The sequence below is a fragment of the Pseudarthrobacter sp. TAF60_1 genome (assembly GCF_052113505.1).
In the GTDB taxonomy this organism is placed as follows: Bacteria; Actinomycetota; Actinomycetes; order Actinomycetales; family Micrococcaceae; genus Arthrobacter.
The window spans coordinates 52,802-68,071 of record NZ_JBFRDI010000014.1 but is presented as its reverse complement, the minus strand read 5'-3'; the positions used below and the strand labels follow the sequence as shown (position 1 = coordinate 68,071).

At 65.2% G+C, this 15,270-nt stretch carries 13 protein-coding genes and 1 tRNA gene; 9 read left to right on the top strand and 5 right to left on the bottom strand.

From position 1 onward, the window contains the following. Window positions 1-15: 15 nt before the first annotated feature. A complete protein-coding gene (locus tag AB4Y73_RS15750) occupies window positions 16-1,737 on the top strand; it encodes a CAP domain-containing protein (protein WP_441872831.1) in 1,722 nt (573 codons plus the stop codon). 67 nt (window positions 1,738-1,804) lie between these two features. Here AB4Y73_RS15750 and AB4Y73_RS15745 read toward each other — a convergent pair whose 3' ends face one another. Next, window positions 1,805-2,248: an SRPBCC family protein gene (locus AB4Y73_RS15745; protein WP_441872829.1), complete on the bottom strand. Its 444-nt coding sequence runs from the start codon at window positions 2,246-2,248 to the stop codon at window positions 1,805-1,807. A 249-nt stretch (window positions 2,249-2,497) separates the two neighbouring features. On the opposite strand from AB4Y73_RS15745, the gene AB4Y73_RS15740 reads away from it, so the two are divergent. Further along, a tRNA-Gly gene (locus AB4Y73_RS15740) sits at window positions 2,498-2,571 on the top strand. 19 nt (window positions 2,572-2,590) lie between these two features. Here AB4Y73_RS15740 and AB4Y73_RS15735 read toward each other — a convergent pair. Beyond that, window positions 2,591-2,971: a hypothetical protein gene (locus AB4Y73_RS15735; protein WP_441872828.1), complete on the bottom strand. Its 381-nt coding sequence runs from the start codon at window positions 2,969-2,971 to the stop codon at window positions 2,591-2,593. A 179-nt stretch (window positions 2,972-3,150) separates the two neighbouring features. Between AB4Y73_RS15735 and AB4Y73_RS15730 the strand changes: the two genes are divergently transcribed. Further along, the gene (locus tag AB4Y73_RS15730) at window positions 3,151-3,288 is read left to right on the top strand and encodes a hypothetical protein (RefSeq protein ID WP_441872827.1); all 138 of its coding nucleotides are present in this window, start codon (window positions 3,151-3,153) and stop codon (window positions 3,286-3,288) included. Beyond that, the gene (locus AB4Y73_RS15725; protein ID WP_441872825.1) at window positions 3,285-4,439 is read left to right on the top strand and encodes a N(5)-(carboxyethyl)ornithine synthase; all 1,155 of its coding nucleotides are present in this window, start codon (window positions 3,285-3,287) and stop codon (window positions 4,437-4,439) included. Before AB4Y73_RS15730 ends, AB4Y73_RS15725 begins: the two co-directional genes overlap by 4 nt. Here the strand turns inward: AB4Y73_RS15725 and AB4Y73_RS15720 are convergent. Next, entirely contained in the window at window positions 4,436-5,824 is a 1,389-nt protein-coding gene (locus AB4Y73_RS15720; RefSeq protein ID WP_441872824.1) for an MFS transporter, read from the bottom strand. The genes AB4Y73_RS15725 and AB4Y73_RS15720 overlap by 4 nt on opposite strands. Window positions 5,825-5,971: 147 nt before the next feature. Between AB4Y73_RS15720 and AB4Y73_RS15715 the strand changes: the two genes are divergently transcribed. Beyond that, complete coding sequence (locus AB4Y73_RS15715) at window positions 5,972-6,826, top strand: LysR substrate-binding domain-containing protein (protein WP_441872823.1); 855 nt, start codon at window positions 5,972-5,974, stop codon at window positions 6,824-6,826. 145 nt (window positions 6,827-6,971) lie between these two features. Beyond that, window positions 6,972-7,286 carry a hypothetical protein gene (locus AB4Y73_RS15710; protein ID WP_441872822.1) on the top strand — a complete coding sequence of 105 codons (315 nt, stop codon included), beginning with the start codon at window positions 6,972-6,974 and terminating at the stop codon, window positions 7,284-7,286. A gap of 126 nt (window positions 7,287-7,412) precedes the next feature. On the opposite strand, the gene AB4Y73_RS15705 is transcribed toward AB4Y73_RS15710, so the two are convergent. Next, the gene (locus AB4Y73_RS15705) at window positions 7,413-10,916 is read right to left on the bottom strand and encodes a bifunctional proline dehydrogenase/L-glutamate gamma-semialdehyde dehydrogenase (RefSeq protein ID WP_441872821.1); all 3,504 of its coding nucleotides are present in this window, start codon (window positions 10,914-10,916) and stop codon (window positions 7,413-7,415) included. 281 nt (window positions 10,917-11,197) lie between these two features. Continuing rightward, window positions 11,198-12,661, bottom strand: coding sequence for an amino acid permease (locus AB4Y73_RS15700; protein ID WP_441872820.1), 1,464 nt, complete (start codon window positions 12,659-12,661; stop codon window positions 11,198-11,200). A gap of 155 nt (window positions 12,662-12,816) precedes the next feature. Between AB4Y73_RS15700 and AB4Y73_RS15695 the strand changes: the two genes are divergently transcribed. From AB4Y73_RS15695 to AB4Y73_RS15685, 3 genes are all read left to right on the top strand, one after another. Next, window positions 12,817-13,731 carry a LysR substrate-binding domain-containing protein gene (locus AB4Y73_RS15695; RefSeq protein ID WP_441872819.1) on the top strand — a complete coding sequence of 305 codons (915 nt, stop codon included), beginning with the start codon at window positions 12,817-12,819 and terminating at the stop codon, window positions 13,729-13,731. A gap of 91 nt (window positions 13,732-13,822) precedes the next feature. Beyond that, entirely contained in the window at window positions 13,823-14,248 is a 426-nt protein-coding gene (gene panD, locus AB4Y73_RS15690) for an aspartate 1-decarboxylase (protein WP_441872818.1), read from the top strand. A 51-nt stretch (window positions 14,249-14,299) separates the two neighbouring features. Then, entirely contained in the window at window positions 14,300-15,226 is a 927-nt protein-coding gene (locus tag AB4Y73_RS15685; RefSeq protein ID WP_441872817.1) for an AEC family transporter, read from the top strand. Window positions 15,227-15,270: the final 44 nt, after the last annotated feature.

The window sequence follows — 15,270 nt, the reverse complement described above, 5'->3', positions numbered from 1 at the left end:
TGATCTGGGGTTGGTTTGAAAAACTTTGCGGCGCCCGCCGTTGTGGCTGTGTTGTGCGCCCTCGCACTGGTCTCTCCGGCCGCTGGCCTCCATTCCGTCCCGCCCGCGCACCAGCCTACGCCCGAGGCTGTTGGCGCCTTCGGGCCAAGCGCGGTCACCTTGGGTCCTGCGGGCACAGCGGACGACGACGGCGTCGCACGCGGTGCGGATGCCGGCGTCGGGTCGCTGCTCGCCCCCGCCGTGGAACCGGTGAGCACGCCGACGTCGCCCGCCGGGGGGCAAATCCCCGCGTCCGCGGCGCTGCCGCAGCCGGCAACTGAAGCTGCACCGGCCACCGCCTCCGAACAACTCGTCCCCGAGGTTCCTTCCGTGCCGCCGCTGTGGGCCCCCGAGGATGAACTGGCGCAGAACACGGCCACGGTACCCGCCCCGCGGAACATCGCAACGGAGTCCCTGGCGCCAGGGTCCCTTGCCACCGAAGCACTGGTCCCGGACAACAACGCGGCCGCCATCGTGATTGTTTTCAACAAAATCAACGAGTACCGGGTGGCGAATAACCTGGCCCCGGTCAAGTACCATCCCACGGTGGCCGCCCTCGCGCAGGACTGGTCAGACAACATCGCGTCACGCGAAGTCATCGAGCACCGAGCCAACTTCTGGCTGGATTCCCGTGCCATGAACCCGAGCAGCGCCGGCGAGGTCATCGCCATCAGGACGGACCGTGACGCCGCGCAGCTGGTGGAGTGGTGGAAGGGTTCGCCCGGCCACAACGCCATGCTGCTCGACCCGCGCTTCAACGTCATGGGCGCCGGAATCTCCTACACAAACAGCACGTACCAGATCTGGGGCGTGGTGAATTTCTTCGGCTACACCACCCTCCCGGCCGGCACCGTCAATTCTCCCGGCGGCAGCTCCACCGGCGGCTCAGCTTTCCCGCCCGCTACGCCAACCATGTGCGACTCCACCGTCAAGCACATGCCGCCCACCTTGGACCTGAGCGGTGCGGCAATCACCAGCCCCGCCGACCTCGTCACGGTTAATGCCGGCGGCGAGCTCATCAACCGTCCCGCCACAGGGAACAGGACCTACGGCCCGGCCAAGGTCATCAACTCCTTCTTCAGCAACGTCAAGGAAGTCTTCGTTACCGACTGGGACCGCAACGGCACCTATGACATCCTCGCCCAATGGAACGACGGCCGGCTGACGCTTCATCCAGGGTTCGCGGGTGGCGGTTTCGGCGCTGCTGTCACTCTCGGCCAGTCCGGCTGGGCCGGCATGACGCTCGCCGTCGGCGGCTGGTGCGCCAACAACCGCTTCCCGCAACTCGTGGCGCTGGACACTGCAGGCTCCCTTTGGCTCTACCCGAACGTCGGCCTCTCCGACATGTCCTCCCGCACGCTGATGGCCAGCACGGTGTCGGCCACCCGGCTGGCGATGGTGGATTATGACGCTGACGGCTTCCAGGACCTCCTGGCACGAAAGTCCGATGGCACTGTGCAGCTTTACCGCGGCGCCGGGACTCCAATGCCCCGCGCCGAAGCCCGGGCCACTGTGGCCACAGGCTGGGGGGATGTCACAGGCATCCGGCCGCTGCGTGATGTCACAGGACTGAACTCGACCGGGGTGGCACTGCGCCGGGCGAACGACGTGGTGCAGTACTGGGACCTGACCGGCGGAACCCTTGCATCGCCGTCGAACATCACCGGAAGCTGGGCAGGCCAGCGCCTGGCCCAATAGCGGCGGCGGCGCGTTACCGGTGCGCGCTCAACGGCGCCGGTTACGGCGCGCGGAGTGGCCCGAGACCCTATGCGGCCGACGCGACCGCCAGGACGTCCTTGAGGCGCTCGAGCTGAACAACCTCTGCCTTTATGGCCCGCTGGATGCCGGTGTTCATCAGGCCGAGGAGTCCTTTGGGCTGGCATTCGAGCGCGAACCGGACGCGCGTTCCGTCGGGTTCGGTGCTGAGGTAGTACCCGCCTGAGGGCCGGTTTTGCCCGGCGATGACCTGGTAACGGATTTCGGCTCCGGGCCGTGCTTCCGTTATTTCGAAGTCGGCCGGTACGGGCCAGCCGGACCTGCCCAGGACGGTCTGCTGGTACACCGAGCCCTTGGAACCGGCCACTCCGGATGAGACGCTGATGCTGCGGATGCCGGTGCGCCACTTTGGCAGGTTCATTCCGTCGATCAGGAAGGTATACACGTCCAAGGCGTCACGCGGGATGAATACCTCGTGTTCTGCGAATGCCATGGGATCCTTCGGTTGGCGTCAGGTCAGCGGTGATAGCCCGCCCCACCCCCATGACACTGCAGCTACGGGTTCACAGTAGCCAGTGGTTTTGCTTGGCACCTAGCCCCGGGCCGGGACGTTATTGAAGAGTTACTGGATGACGCCCCGCATCCGGTCCCGGGGCAGACACGCTCCGTCACGCGGGCCGGGTTGCCTGGACGCGGCCGCATCTGCGCTAAGCTAAGTTCTGCCCCGGCCACCTGGGGCCACGCGGCTGTAGCTCAATGGTAGAGCGCTAGCTTCCCAAGCTTGATACGCGGGTTCGATTCCCGTCAGCCGCTCCATTGCGAATAGCCCGGTCTACTACTGGGCACTCTTCGACTTCCGAACCCCACGCTCCACGGCCTTCTTCAGCGCCGCCAGCCGCGCCGCCTCCTGCTTCCGGAAAGCTCCCTCCTTGGTCGCGGCAAACATCCGGCCGAATCCTTTCGGGGCGTACTCAGCGGTGACGGTCAATCGCGTGCTGTCCGCTACCGGGTACACCACGCAGGAACAGGTGACGGTCTCCGTGCGGCTCTCAAGGGTTTCGGTCCACGAGCGGTCCTGTACCTGGTCTTGGATCTGCAGGGAAACCGCCTCCTGCCCGGGAACGGCGGCGCGGGACTCCGCATCGACACAGAACGCGTAGACGTCCGGCCGTCCGCAGGGGATGAGGACGGTGCTTTCGATCGTGATGGATCCCATGATGCTGTTCCCGTATTTCTGCGAGGCCCGCCCGGCGCAGTGCCCAGAGCGTCATTTTCACACCGGGAACGCCAAGGCACAATCACCGCCGCGCCCGTCCCCGCCGCCACCGGGGCGTTAGGTCCCCCCGTGTATCGTCAGGAGTCAGGAACCTCTTCGGTTCCGCTACAGGAGCAATCATGGCTGACAAGTCCCCGCGTCAAGCAGCATCCAAAAAATCCGGCAAGTCCATCAAGGAAAAGCGCGCAGACAAGAGGGCCGCTTCCGCGCCGGCCAGCTCCCTGGACGTCACGTCCAAGGCCGCCAAAAAGAAGTGAATGGCCACCAGAGCCAGCTGACCCTGGGCGTACTGGCATCAACCCGGAAACCGGACGAACGCCGCCTCCCCATCCACCCCCTGCATTTCGAACGCGTCGCCCCGGAACTGCGCCAGCGCATCATCCTGGAGCAGGGCTATGGCGAGCGTTTCGGCGTCTCGGATAGTCACCTCGCCACCCTGGTGGGCAAAGTCGCCACTAAGCAAGCGCTGCTGGCGGAGGCCGACGTCGTGCTCCTGCCCAAACCGCAGCCGGAAGACCTTGCAGAGCTGCGCGATGGCCAGGTCCTTTGGGGTTGGCCCCACTGCGTTCAGGACCGCGCCATCACCCAGCTGGCCATCGACAAAAAGCTTACGCTTATTGCCTTTGAGGCCATGAACCACTGGGCGAGCGACGGCGGTTTTGGCCTGCACGTGTTCCACAAGAACAATGAGCTGGCCGGGTACTGCTCGGTGCTGCACGCCCTCTCGCTGACGGGCTCAACCGGTGACTACGGCCGCCGACTCAACGCCGTGGTGATTGGTTTCGGGGCTACTGCCCGCGGCGCCGTGACCGCGCTGAATGCGCACGGCATCCACGACGTCCAGGTGCTGACCAACCGCGGAGTGGCCGCAGTGGGCGCCCCGATCCACTCGGTCAACATCGTGCAGTTTGATCACGACGCCGAAGCCCCCTTCCTGAGCGAGGTCATCTCCGAACGGGGCCGGGTTCCGCTGGCACCGTTCCTGGCCGAAAGCGACATTGTGGTCAACTGCACGCTGCAGGATCCGAACAATCCGCTGACGTACCTCCGGACCGAGGACCTGGCCGCATTTGCCCCGGGCGGCCTGATCGTGGACGTTTCGTGCGACGAGGGCATGGGTTTCAGCTGGGCCCGCTCCACCACGTTCACCGAGCCGACGTTCACCGTCGGTGACCATATCAACTACTACGCCGTGGACCACAGCCCGTCATACCTCTGGAACTCCGCCAGCTGGGAGATCAGCCAGGCGCTGCTGCCGTTCCTGGAAACGGTCATCGGCGGCCCCGAGGCCTGGGACGCGAACGAGACGATTTCGCGGGCCATTGAGATCCGCGACGGCGTAGTGCTCAACAAGGACGTGCTGGAGTTCCAGCAGCGCCAGGCGGAGTACCCGCACCTTCCGGCTTAGGCGGCCGCGGCCCGGCAGACGATCCGTACCGGGTGGCGGCGGTCCTTAAGGTCCACCCGAAGCTTCAGCGCACCTTTCCTGGCCAGGACGACGCCGATTGTCACTGCGGCAAGCGCCGGCACACCGCCGGATACCAACAGTGCAACGTGCGGGTCAACATGCTCGGCAATCCAGCCCAGCATGGGCCCACCGATGGCCTGTCCGCCGATCAGTACCATGATGTACAGGCTCATCACGCGTCCGCGGATAGCCACGTTCGAACTGATCTGAACCAGCTGGTTCGAGCCGGTCAGGAACATCAGGCACCAGAACCCGGACAGGACCATCACCCCGCCGAACCACAGCATGGACGGCGCCAGCGCCGCGAGACAAAGCATCAGGCCGTACATTCCGGCGCAGAACACCACTGACCGGAGCCGCAACTGCCGGCGGCGGGTGGAGGCGACGGCACCGGCCAGCGCGCCGAGCGCCACCAGGGCGTTGAGCAGGCCATAGCCGCCGGCACCGACGTCGAACACGTGGTCCGCGAACGCGGCGAGCAGGACCGGCAGGCTCATGGCGAACACGGCGATGAACCCCGCCATCAGCCACGGCCAGTAAATAGTGGGCTTGCTGAGCGCATACCGCAGCCCCTCCCGCAGCATGCCCTTCTTCTTCGGGGCGGGCGCGCTGACAAACAGCCGGTCCTTCCGCAGGAGCAGCAGCATGGTGACCGTGGAGCAGCAGGCCACCGCATTGGCGGCAAAGGCCCATCCGGCACCGACGGCGGTGAGCAACAGGCCGGCCAGTGCCGGGCCGATCAGGCCGCCCAGCTGGAAGGTTGTGGAGTTGACGCTGATGGCATTGCGCAGGTACTTCGGGCCCACCAGCTCATTGACGAAGACCTGACGCGCCGGCTGGTCCAGCACGGTGACCAGCCCCAGTACGAGGGCGATGCCGTAGACATGCCACACCTCGATGGCGCCGGTGAGGGAAAGCACGGCCAGGGTTGCCGCAAGGATCCCGGCCACGGCCTGGCACAGCATCAGGATCTTGCGTTTGGCGAACCGGTCCGCCACCATGCCGCCCCACGGACCCAGCAGGAGGGACGGCATGAACTGCAGTGCCACGGTGATGCCCACGGCCGTGACGGAGCCGGAAAGTTCCAGGACCAGCCAATCCTGCGCGATCCGCTGCATCCAGAGGGCCACAACGGCCACAAAGTGGCCGATGGCGAAGAGGCGGAAGTTGGGGACTTTCAGGGAGATGAAGGTGTGGCGCCATGGGAGGCGTTCACTGACGACGCCGAGGGGCTGGGTCTGGGTGGCGGCATAAGTTGCGGAGGCGGAGGCGGAATCGATGACGGGCTGGCTGACGGCGGCCGATGTTGGCGGTGGGGGAGCCACAGGAATGTCCTCAGGGAAGCGGGCGGGTTGGATGCTCCCACGCTAAGCTGGTCGCCAGTGATTATGTAGTCCTATCGTGCCTATAACTACCATTACGAAACGTAATGTTGCCCGTCACAGCGAACCGCAGTACAGAAGGAGTCCATCGTGTTTGAGCCCGCGCAGCTTCGCTCTTTCCTGACCGTGGCAGAAACGCTGAGCTTCACCAAGGCGGCCGAACGGCTGGGCCTGGCACAGCCGACGGTCAGCCAGCACGTTCGGAAGCTGGAGACGGCAGCAAAACGCATCCTCGTCCGCCGCGACACGCGGGACGTCCGGTTGACGGACAACGGCGACGCCATGGCCGGGTTCGCCCGCAGCATCCTGTCGGCCCACGACGCTGCCGCCCGCTACTTCTCCGGCTCGGCCATGCGGGGCCGGCTGCGTTTCGGCACGGCCGATGACCTGGCCATCACCGGACTCCCCCGGATCCTGCGGGAATTCCGGCAGGTCTACCCCCAGATCAACCTTGAGCTCACCGTGGGCCAGAGCGACCAGTTATACAAGAAGCTCAACGCCGGCCAACTGGACCTGGTGTTCGTAAAGTGGGTGGCCGGCGCCAAGGACGGAACGGTGGTCCAGCACGACACGTTCTCCTGGGTGGGCCTGGAGCAGACGTCCCTTGAGCCTGGCGACCCTGTGCCGCTCATCGCCTACCCCGCCCCCAGCCTCAGCAGGAAACTGGCCATTGACGCGCTCGAAGCCCACGGCCGGACGTGGCGGATCACGTGCGCCACCCGGCAGATCAGCGGCGTCCTGGCGGCATTGCGGGCGGGCATTGGGGTCGCCGTGATGCCCACATCACTGGTGCCCGAAGACCTGAAAATCATCACCCGGCGGTTCGACCTGCCGGCCGTGGGCGACGTCGATTTCACGCTCATCCGCAACCCGCTGGCCAACGATGAGGTGATCGATGCCCTGACGCAGGCCATTGTAGGGCGGACGCTCAAGAAGCCGGCCTGAACACGCTCATGATTGCGCAAAACCATTGAAGAAAAACCCAGCCTGCTTTATGCTGGATTACCCATGGGGTCAAGCAGTGGCCGGTTTCAACACTACGAGTGCGCCCCGCGACCCATGGGGCGGCCGTACTCGGGATAGGCAGCCAATGACGACAGCCGAGAACACCCATTTACACACTGCATATGCGCCACGACATAACACCGTACGCCCGCTGGTCACGCATCATTCCAGCTACGGCGCCGGCATCACCCACGCCGCCGAGTACGTAGGCAAGCCAACCTGCGAAAAGTGCGGCACGGACGAATTTATCTATCTCGAATCGTATGTCCCTCCGGTTTACCGGCGTGACGGGGCGGTCAGGACACTGGGCGAAGTCGCCTACACCTGCACCCGTTGCGAGGATTTCTCCGCCCACAACGTCCCCACGTCGTGGACTCCCCCAGGCTGGTATCTGGGCTAACTCCTCATGGTCTCCGGCCGCCGCCTCCCGGCGGGGCCCTCATAACAAACAGAAAGTCCCGGCGGCCACCCTTGGTGGCCGCCGGGATTTTCGCTGTTAACGCATGACGTGGCGCCCCGGACCTGTCTAAATCAGAGCATCCGAGAGGTGGTTCGGGGTGCCGAACCGGTGGGCGGTGATGCTGATGGCCTGTTCGTGCAGGAACGGCAGCAGCTCCACGCGACCCGCTTCGGTCACCGGGTGGGCGTAGACGGCCAGGTCCGGGCGGCCTTCGGTTGCTTCCGCGAGGGCGGTCGCGTCGCCGCCGATCAGGCGGATCCGCGCGCCGGACAGCTTGCCCGCCTTGGCGAGGCGGGCCGCTGAAGCCAGCCATTCGGCGTCGGACTCTTCCGTGACGGAGATGTCCAGCCCGGTGAGGACGGCCCTCAACTGTGCGGGGAGCCCGACGGCGGTGGAGACGGTGAGTGCCGAACCGGCCAGGACGCCGGCGGCGACAGTCCGTGCCAGATGCGCCAGCGAGGCGCCTTCGGAAAGGCGGATGGTGACCGGCAGCGGCCGGTAGCGGAAGATGTTCCGCTCGGCGCTGAGTCCGGATACGTCCTTGGTGGTGCCGAACTCGTCGGCCCAGGCTTGGGCGTCGGACGCGAGGGAGCGCTGCAGCGACTCGGCTTCGGCCGGTTCCAGGGCTCCGGTTGCTGCGTTCATAATGCGGCGGACGCCAGAGTGGGTCACGGCTGCCGTTGAGGACGCTTGGCCGCTGGTCCATTCCCCCAGTCCGGCCAGGTAGTTGGGTCCGCCGGCCTTGGTGCCTGCGCCGACGGCCGATTTCTTCCAGCCGCCGAACGGCTGCCGCTGCACGATGGCCCCGGTGATGCCTCGGTTGACGTAGAGGTTGCCGGCCTGGATGGAGTCGAGCCAGATGCCCAGCTCATCAGGGTTCAGGGAGTGCAGGCCGGCGGTGAGGCCGTATTCGATCTGGTTCTGGATGGCAATGGCCTCGTCGAGGGTGTCGGCGGTCATGACGCCAAGCACCGGTCCGAAGAACTCGGTGAGGTGGAAGTACGATCCGCGGCGGACGCCGTGGCGCACGCCGGGGCTCCAGAGCCGGCCCGTTTCGTCGAGCTTCTTCGGTTCCACGGCCCAGGTCTCGCCTTCACCGAGGGTGGTGAGGGCGTTGAGGAGTTTGCCGTTGGCGGGTTCGATGATCGGACCCATCTGGCTGGCGGGGTCCTGCGGGTAGCCCACCTTGAGGGACGTGACGGCGTCGATCAGCTGGTTGTGGAACCGCTTGGACGTGGCGACGGAGCCTACCAGGATCACCAGTGAGGCGGCGGAGCACTTTTGGCCGGCGTGGCCGAACGCGGAGTAGGCGACGTCCTTGGCGGCGAGGTCCAGGTCTGCGCTGGGGGTGACGATGATGGCGTTCTTGCCGCTGGTTTCGGCCAGCAGCGGCAGATCCTTGCGGAACGAGCGGAACAGTTCCGCGGTCTCGTAGCCGCCGGTGAGGATCACTCGGTCCACGGCCGGGTGCGAGATCAGCTGTTTGCCGAGCTCGCGTTCGGCCAGCTGCACCATGGTGAGGACGTCCTTGGGGACGCCCGCTTCCCAAAGCGCTTCGATCATCACGGCACCGCTGCGGGCGGCCTGCTTTGCGGGTTTGATCACGACGGCGGAGCCCGCGGCGAGTGCCGCGAGGGTTGACCCTGCCGGGATGGCCACCGGGAAGTTCCACGGCGGAGTCACCACGGTGAGGCTGGCAGGAACGAACGTGGCGCCGTCGACCTTTTCCAGCTTGCGCGCCGACTCGGCGTAATAGTGGGCGAAGTCCACGGCTTCGCTGACCTCGGGATCGCCCTGGTCGAGGGTCTTGCCGGTTTCGCTGGCCATGACCTCGAGCAGGTCGGCGCGGCGGGCCTCCAGGACGTCGCCGGCGCGGTGCAGGATCTCGGCCCGCTCGTCACCGGACAGGGCGCCCCACTCTTTGCCCTTCTCAACGGCCGTCTCAATCGCCCTGCTGAGGGTGGACTCGTCGCTGATGGTGGCGGCTTCGACGGCGGCGTTCCCCAGGGTGGAGGTCGGGACGCGGTCCAGGATGGCGCGGCCCCAGTCCCGGTTAGCGGGGAGCGACGGATCCGTGTCCGGGGTGTTGTGGAACGAATCGTGCGGGAGGGGCTGCGGCGGGTGGCTGCGGTTCTGCTGCCGGTTGGCCGCGGGGACCTCGTCGTCGAGCTTGTCCAGGGAGGCGAGGAAGCGCTGCTTCTCGCGCTCGAAGAGTGATTCGTTTTCACTCAGTTCGAAGACGGCGGACATGAAGTTGTCCTGGCTGGCGCCCTCTTCCAGGCGGCGGATGAGGTAGGCAATGGCGACGTCGAACTCGGCCGGTTGCACCACCGGGGTGTAGAGCAGGAGTGAGCCGACGTCCTTCTTGACGGCTTCAGCCTGGCCCTGTGCCATGCCCAGAAGCATCTCGAACTCGATACTCTGCTGTGCGGTATCCGCGATGCCGCGCTGTTTGGCGAGCAGCCAGGCGAAGGCGATGTCGAAGAGGTTGTGGCCGGCCACACCGATGCGGACGTTCCCGATCCGGTCCGGGTGCAGGGCATAGTTGATGACGCGCTTGTAGTTGGTGTCCGAGTCCTGTTTGGTGTGCCAGGTTGCCAGCGGCCAGTCGTGGAGGGACGCTTCCACCTGCTCCATGGGGAGGTTGGCGCCCTTGACCACGCGGACCTTGATTGCCGCACCGCCGTCGGCGCGGCGATCGGCGGCCCAATCCTGCAGGCGGACCATGGCGGCGAGGGCGTCCGGAAGGTAGGCCTGCAGCACGATGCCGGCCTCGAGGTTTTTGAACTCGGGCTTGTCCAGGATCCTGGTGAAGACCGCGATGGTCATGTCCAGGTCCTTGTATTCCTCCATGTCCAGGTTGATGAACTTGGCCTTTTTGCCGGTGTTGTTGCCGGCCCCTGCGAAGGACGCGGCGCGCCGGAACAGCGGGGTGAGCTTCTCCACGACGTGCTCCACGGCCTCATCGAACGCCCAGGCGGAGTGCGGGGCCACGGTGGAAGACACCTTGATGGAGACGTAGTCCACGTCCGGGCGGGCCAGCAAGGTATGCGTCCCTTCGAGCCGGCGGGAAGCCTCATGCTCACCGAGGACAGCTTCGCCCAGGAGGTTGACGTTGAGCTTGATGCCGTCCTTGCGGATCTTGGCGATGGCCGGGCCCAGCTTGGCGTCGGTGGCGTCCACGATCAGGTGGCCCACCATTTCGCGGAGGACCCTGCGGGCGATCGGGATGACAACCTGCGGCAGGGCCGGGGCCATGGTGCCGCCGAACTGCACTGCGCGGCGCATGTACCAGGGCAGGAACGCCGGCACCTTGGGAGCGAGGGCGGCAAGGTTGCGGGCGGCGACGTGCAGGTCCTCGGGGCGGACCACGCCGTCGACGAATCCGACCGTGAAGTCCAGGCCGTTCGGGTCCTTCAACACACCAGCGAGCTGCTGGGCGGACGCATCCACCGGGACCTTTGACGCTTCGGTGAGCCACCGGCGGACCAGGGTAATGGTCTCTGCGGCGAGGGCACGCGCCTGCGGGACGTCTGTTCGCCCGGAGGTTTCCGTTGCAGTGTGAGTCATGATCGCTCGTTCTTTCCTTGGTCTGGAGGGAGTCTCATTCACCAGTATGAGCTTGAGATCACATAAGATAAAGCGATGTTTTCTAAGCAATACAGGTTAGAAAACCCAACCCTTCCGCCCCCTCCCCCAGGACGCTCTCTCACTTGATGTAGGTTTTTTGGCAACGCTCTCTCACTTAACGCAGGAAAACCGGAAACGCTCTCTCACTTTCTTCAAGAAAGTGAGAGAGCGTCCGGTGAAAGCCGACGTTAAGTGAGAGAGCGTCCTGTAAAAATTGGAGGTTAGGCGAGGGGGCGGTGCATCTCTACGGCTTCCTCGTGCCGGGGGCTGTTGGGATTCATCAGCGAGTGCTTGCGGCCGTAGAAGAAGTAGATGATGAGGCCCACCACCAGCCAGACGACGAAACGCAGCCAGGTCTCCCAGTGCAGTTGGAGCATCAGGAAGGCCGACGCCAGGACACCGAAGGCCGGGATGACGGGCATCAGCGGCAGGCGGAACGTTCGCGGGGCATCGGGCTTCTTGTAGCGGAAGATGATCACGGAGAGGCAGACTACGACGAACGCGGCCAGGATGCCGATGTTCGTGAGGTCGGCAACAGCCTTGATGGGGAAAACTCCGGCCAGCAGAGCAGAGGCGACGCCGGCAATCCAGGTGACGCGCTGCGGGGTGCCATGCCGGTCGGTCTTGGCGAACCAGCCGGGGAGGAGACCATCACGGCTCATGGAGAACCAGACGCGGGTAACGCCGAGGAGGAACGTCAGCATTACGGTGAGGATGGACAGGACGGCGAACACCGAGATGATCGTGGCGATAACGGGCAGCCCCACGCCGGTGAACGCCGATGCAAAGCCGGCCTTCGGGTCGATGTCCTTATAGTTCTGCATGCCGGTCAGGACCAGCGTGGCCGCAACGTAGAGCAGCATGGCGACTATCAGGGAGAGGATGATGGCCTTCGGCATGTGCTTCTTGCCGTCCTTGGCCTCTTCGGCTGCGGTACTCATGGCGTCGTAGCCGAACACCGCGAAGAACACGGTTGCAGATCCCGCGAGGACCGGCCCGAACCCGCTGGGCATAAACGGGTTGTAGTTGTTCGTATCGATATAGAAGATGCCCAGGCCGATGATGAACAGAATCAGGATGACCTTGATCGCAACGGCTACCAGCTCAAAGCGGCCGAAAGCCTTGGTTCCGCGGGACAGGATCCAGGTCACCAAAAGGCACACCAGGATGGCGGGAATGTTGACAATGCCGCCCTTACCCTCGTCCGGCGTCGAGGTCATCCATACCGGCATGTGGATACCAATTCCGGACAGGAACGCCTCCAGGTACCCGGAGATGCCGATCGCCACAACGGCCACGATGGCTATGTATTCCAGCAGCAGGTCCCAGCCGATGAACCATCCGATCACTTCGCCCAGCGCCACGTAGCCGTAGGTGTAGGCCGAACCGGCCCGGGGTATCATGCCGGCGAATTCCGCATAGGACAGGGCTGCCGCAGCCGATGCCAAGCCGGCGATAAGGAAAGAAATCAGCACCGCCGGCCCCACACCGGGCGTATCCTTGCTGCCGGCGGCCACCAGCCCGGCGAGGGAAAAGATGCCGACGCCGATAATGCCGCCGACGCCGATGGCAGTCAGCTGCCAAAGCCCGAGGGATTTGAACAGCCCGCTGTGCTTGTTTTCTTCTTCGATGTCGTCGATGGGCTTGCGCCGCATAATCGACTGGCTCATGTCTTTAGTGCTCATCAGGAACTCCTGCGTGGGGTGCGGCCCCATGACGGGGACCCCGTTGTGGGCTGTGATGGGGGTAACTCAGGTACACCAGTATGCAAGCAGTCTTTGCGTTAGATAAAGTGAATCTTTCTAACCAATATCCATTAGATTCGTCAAGGAATGTGGCCATGCTCGATGTCCGGCGTCTCAGGCTTCTCCGCGAACTGAAGATCCGGGGGACACTGGCGGAGGTCGCGGAGGCACTGCAGTACAGCCCGTCGTCGGTCTCGCAGCAACTGGCTTTGCTCGAAAAGGAAGTGGGCGTGGAGCTGCTCCGGAAGACCGGACGCCGGGTCCAGCTGACACCGCAGGCCGAAGTCCTGGTGGCGCATACCGCCCAGCTTCTAGAGACCCTGGAACAGGCCGAAGCGGATCTGGCTGCGTCGCTGACCACCGTCACCGGGACTGTGCGGATCGCCGTCTTCCAGTCCGCGGCGCTGGCCCTGATGCCCGGTACCCTGACGCGGATGACGGCGGAGTACCCTGAGGTGCGGATCGAAATGACCCAGCGTGAGCCGGAAACGGCGCTGCACGAGACCTGGGCGCGCGACTTCGACCTGGTGATCGCCGAACAGTATCCGGGCCACGCCGCGCCAAGGTACCCGGAGCTGGACCGCGTCAAACTGACCACGGACGCCATTCGGCTCGCAGTTCCGCCCGCATCCGACGGCGGGGCGGCCATCCGTTCGCTCGAAGACACCGCGGCCCTGCCGTGGGTCATGGAACCCCGTGGTGCCGCGTCGCGGCATTGGGCGGAGCAGGCGTGCAGGAGCGCCGGGTTCGAGCCCGATGTGCGCTTCGAAACAGCGGACCTGCAGGCCCAGATCAGGCTGATTGAGTCCGGCAATGCCGTGGCCCTGATGCCGGACCTCGTCTGGACCGGCCGCGGCACCACCGCAAAGCTGCTGGAACTGCCCGGCGACCCGCACCGGACCGTGTTCACGTCGGTGCGCCGCTCCAGCGCGTCCCGGCCTGCCATCCTCGCCGCCCGGGAGACGCTCGCCGCCACGGCCGCGTCCGTCAGCGGACCGCCGGGGCGGTAACGCACGACGGCGGTGCGGCAGCCGCCGTCGTGCGTCCCTGTTTGGTACGTCACAGCGGAACCCGGGAGGCCAGCGATAGACTGGAGGCCTTATGAATCGCACAATCTTCAAGTCCAAAATCCACCGGGCCACAGTCACGCACGCCGACCTCCACTATGTAGGGTCGGTCACCGTTGACCTGGACCTCCTCGATGCTGCCGATATTCTTCCCGGCGAGCTTGTGGCCATCGTGGACGTGACCAACGGTGCGCGCCTGGAGACCTACACCATCGCCGGCGAGCGCGGGTCGGGCGTGATCGGCATCAACGGCGCCGCCGCGCACCTGATGCACGAGAACGACATCGTCATCCTGATTACCTATGCCCAGATGACCACGGAAGAGGCCAAGGCCTACGATCCGAAGGTTGTCCACGTGGACAGGGACAACAAGATCGTCCAGATCGGAAACGATCCTGCCGAGGGCCACACCCCGGGCCTGATGCGCCCGCCGTTCGCGCTCCATAACGCCACCGCCTAGCCGGAGCGTGAGTCCCGGCACACCCCGCTACCGCACCCACGGAGACTGCTCGTGGTAGGCGTGCTGCAGGGCTTTTTTGTCGTCTGGTTCATCATCATGGTGGGCTGGTTCGTGGGCCGGCAGCGGATCCTGGGTGAGAACGCCCGCCAGGTCCTCAGCGCCCTCACGTTTTTTGTAGCCAGCCCGGCCCTCCTGTTCGAGACCCTGAGCAAGGCGGAACTGCGGGAGGTCTTCGCCGAACCCCTTCTGGTTACCGCGGTGGCGGCCATCTCCAGCGCCCTGGTCTTCTTCAGCATCGTGAAGTTCATCCGGAAACGTGCCTTGCCGGAGGCCCTGATGTCCTCGATGGCGGCGTCCCTGGCGAACTCCGCCAACCTGGGCATCCCCATCGCGGTCTATGTGCTGGGTGACGCCAGCTACGTGGCGCCGCTGCTGATCTTCCAGCTGGTATTCTTCACCCCGGTTTTCCTGATGCTGCTGGATGCCAGCACCAGCGCACACCGCACCACCCCGGCGGGTTTTATCCTCATGATCCTCCGGAACCCGATGATTGTGGGGTCCGCGCTGGGCCTGCTGGTGGCCGGCATGAAATGGCAGGTGCCTGCCCTGGTCCTGGAGCCCATCCACCTGATCGGCGGCGCGGCCATCCCGGCCATGCTGATCGCGTTCGGCATGAGCCTCCACGGCAGCCGCCCCTTGCAGGCCGCCACCGAGCGACGGCTGGACACCATCCTGGCCAGCACCTTCAAGCTGGTGGTCCAGCCCGCCGTTGCCTACCTCTTTGCCCGCTTTGTGCTGGGGCTCGAAGGCCAGGCCCTGTTCGCCGTAGTGGTGGTTTCATCCCTCCCCACGGCGCAAAATGTCTTTGTTGCCGCCAGCCGCTACTCCACCGGCCTCACCGTGGCCAAGGACACCGTCCTGATCACCACGGTGGTGGCGGTACCCGCCATGATCGGCGTCGCCCTGCTGTTGAACTGACTCTGCTGCTGAACTGCTGAACTGCTGAACTGACCGGACCCTGA

Bases quoted from the DNA above. Each gene is read 5' to 3' on its own strand.
- panD (WP_441872818.1), top strand. From the start codon at position 13,823: ATGAATCGCACAATCTTCAAGTCCAAAATCCACCGGGCCACAGTCACG.
- AB4Y73_RS15695 (WP_441872819.1), top strand. From the start codon at position 12,817: ATGCTCGATGTCCGGCGTCTCAGGCTTCTCCGCGAACTGAAGATCCGG.
- AB4Y73_RS15735 (WP_441872828.1), bottom strand. From the start codon at position 2,971: ATGGGATCCATCACGATCGAAAGCACCGTCCTCATCCCCTGCGGACGG.
- AB4Y73_RS15700 (WP_441872820.1), bottom strand. From the start codon at position 12,661: ATGAGCACTAAAGACATGAGCCAGTCGATTATGCGGCGCAAGCCCATC.
- AB4Y73_RS15730 (WP_441872827.1), top strand. From the start codon at position 3,151: ATGGCTGACAAGTCCCCGCGTCAAGCAGCATCCAAAAAATCCGGCAAG.
- AB4Y73_RS15705 (WP_441872821.1), bottom strand. From the start codon at position 10,916: ATGACTCACACTGCAACGGAAACCTCCGGGCGAACAGACGTCCCGCAG.
- AB4Y73_RS15710 (WP_441872822.1), top strand. From the start codon at position 6,972: ATGACGACAGCCGAGAACACCCATTTACACACTGCATATGCGCCACGA.
- AB4Y73_RS15745 (WP_441872829.1), bottom strand. From the start codon at position 2,248: ATGGCATTCGCAGAACACGAGGTATTCATCCCGCGTGACGCCTTGGAC.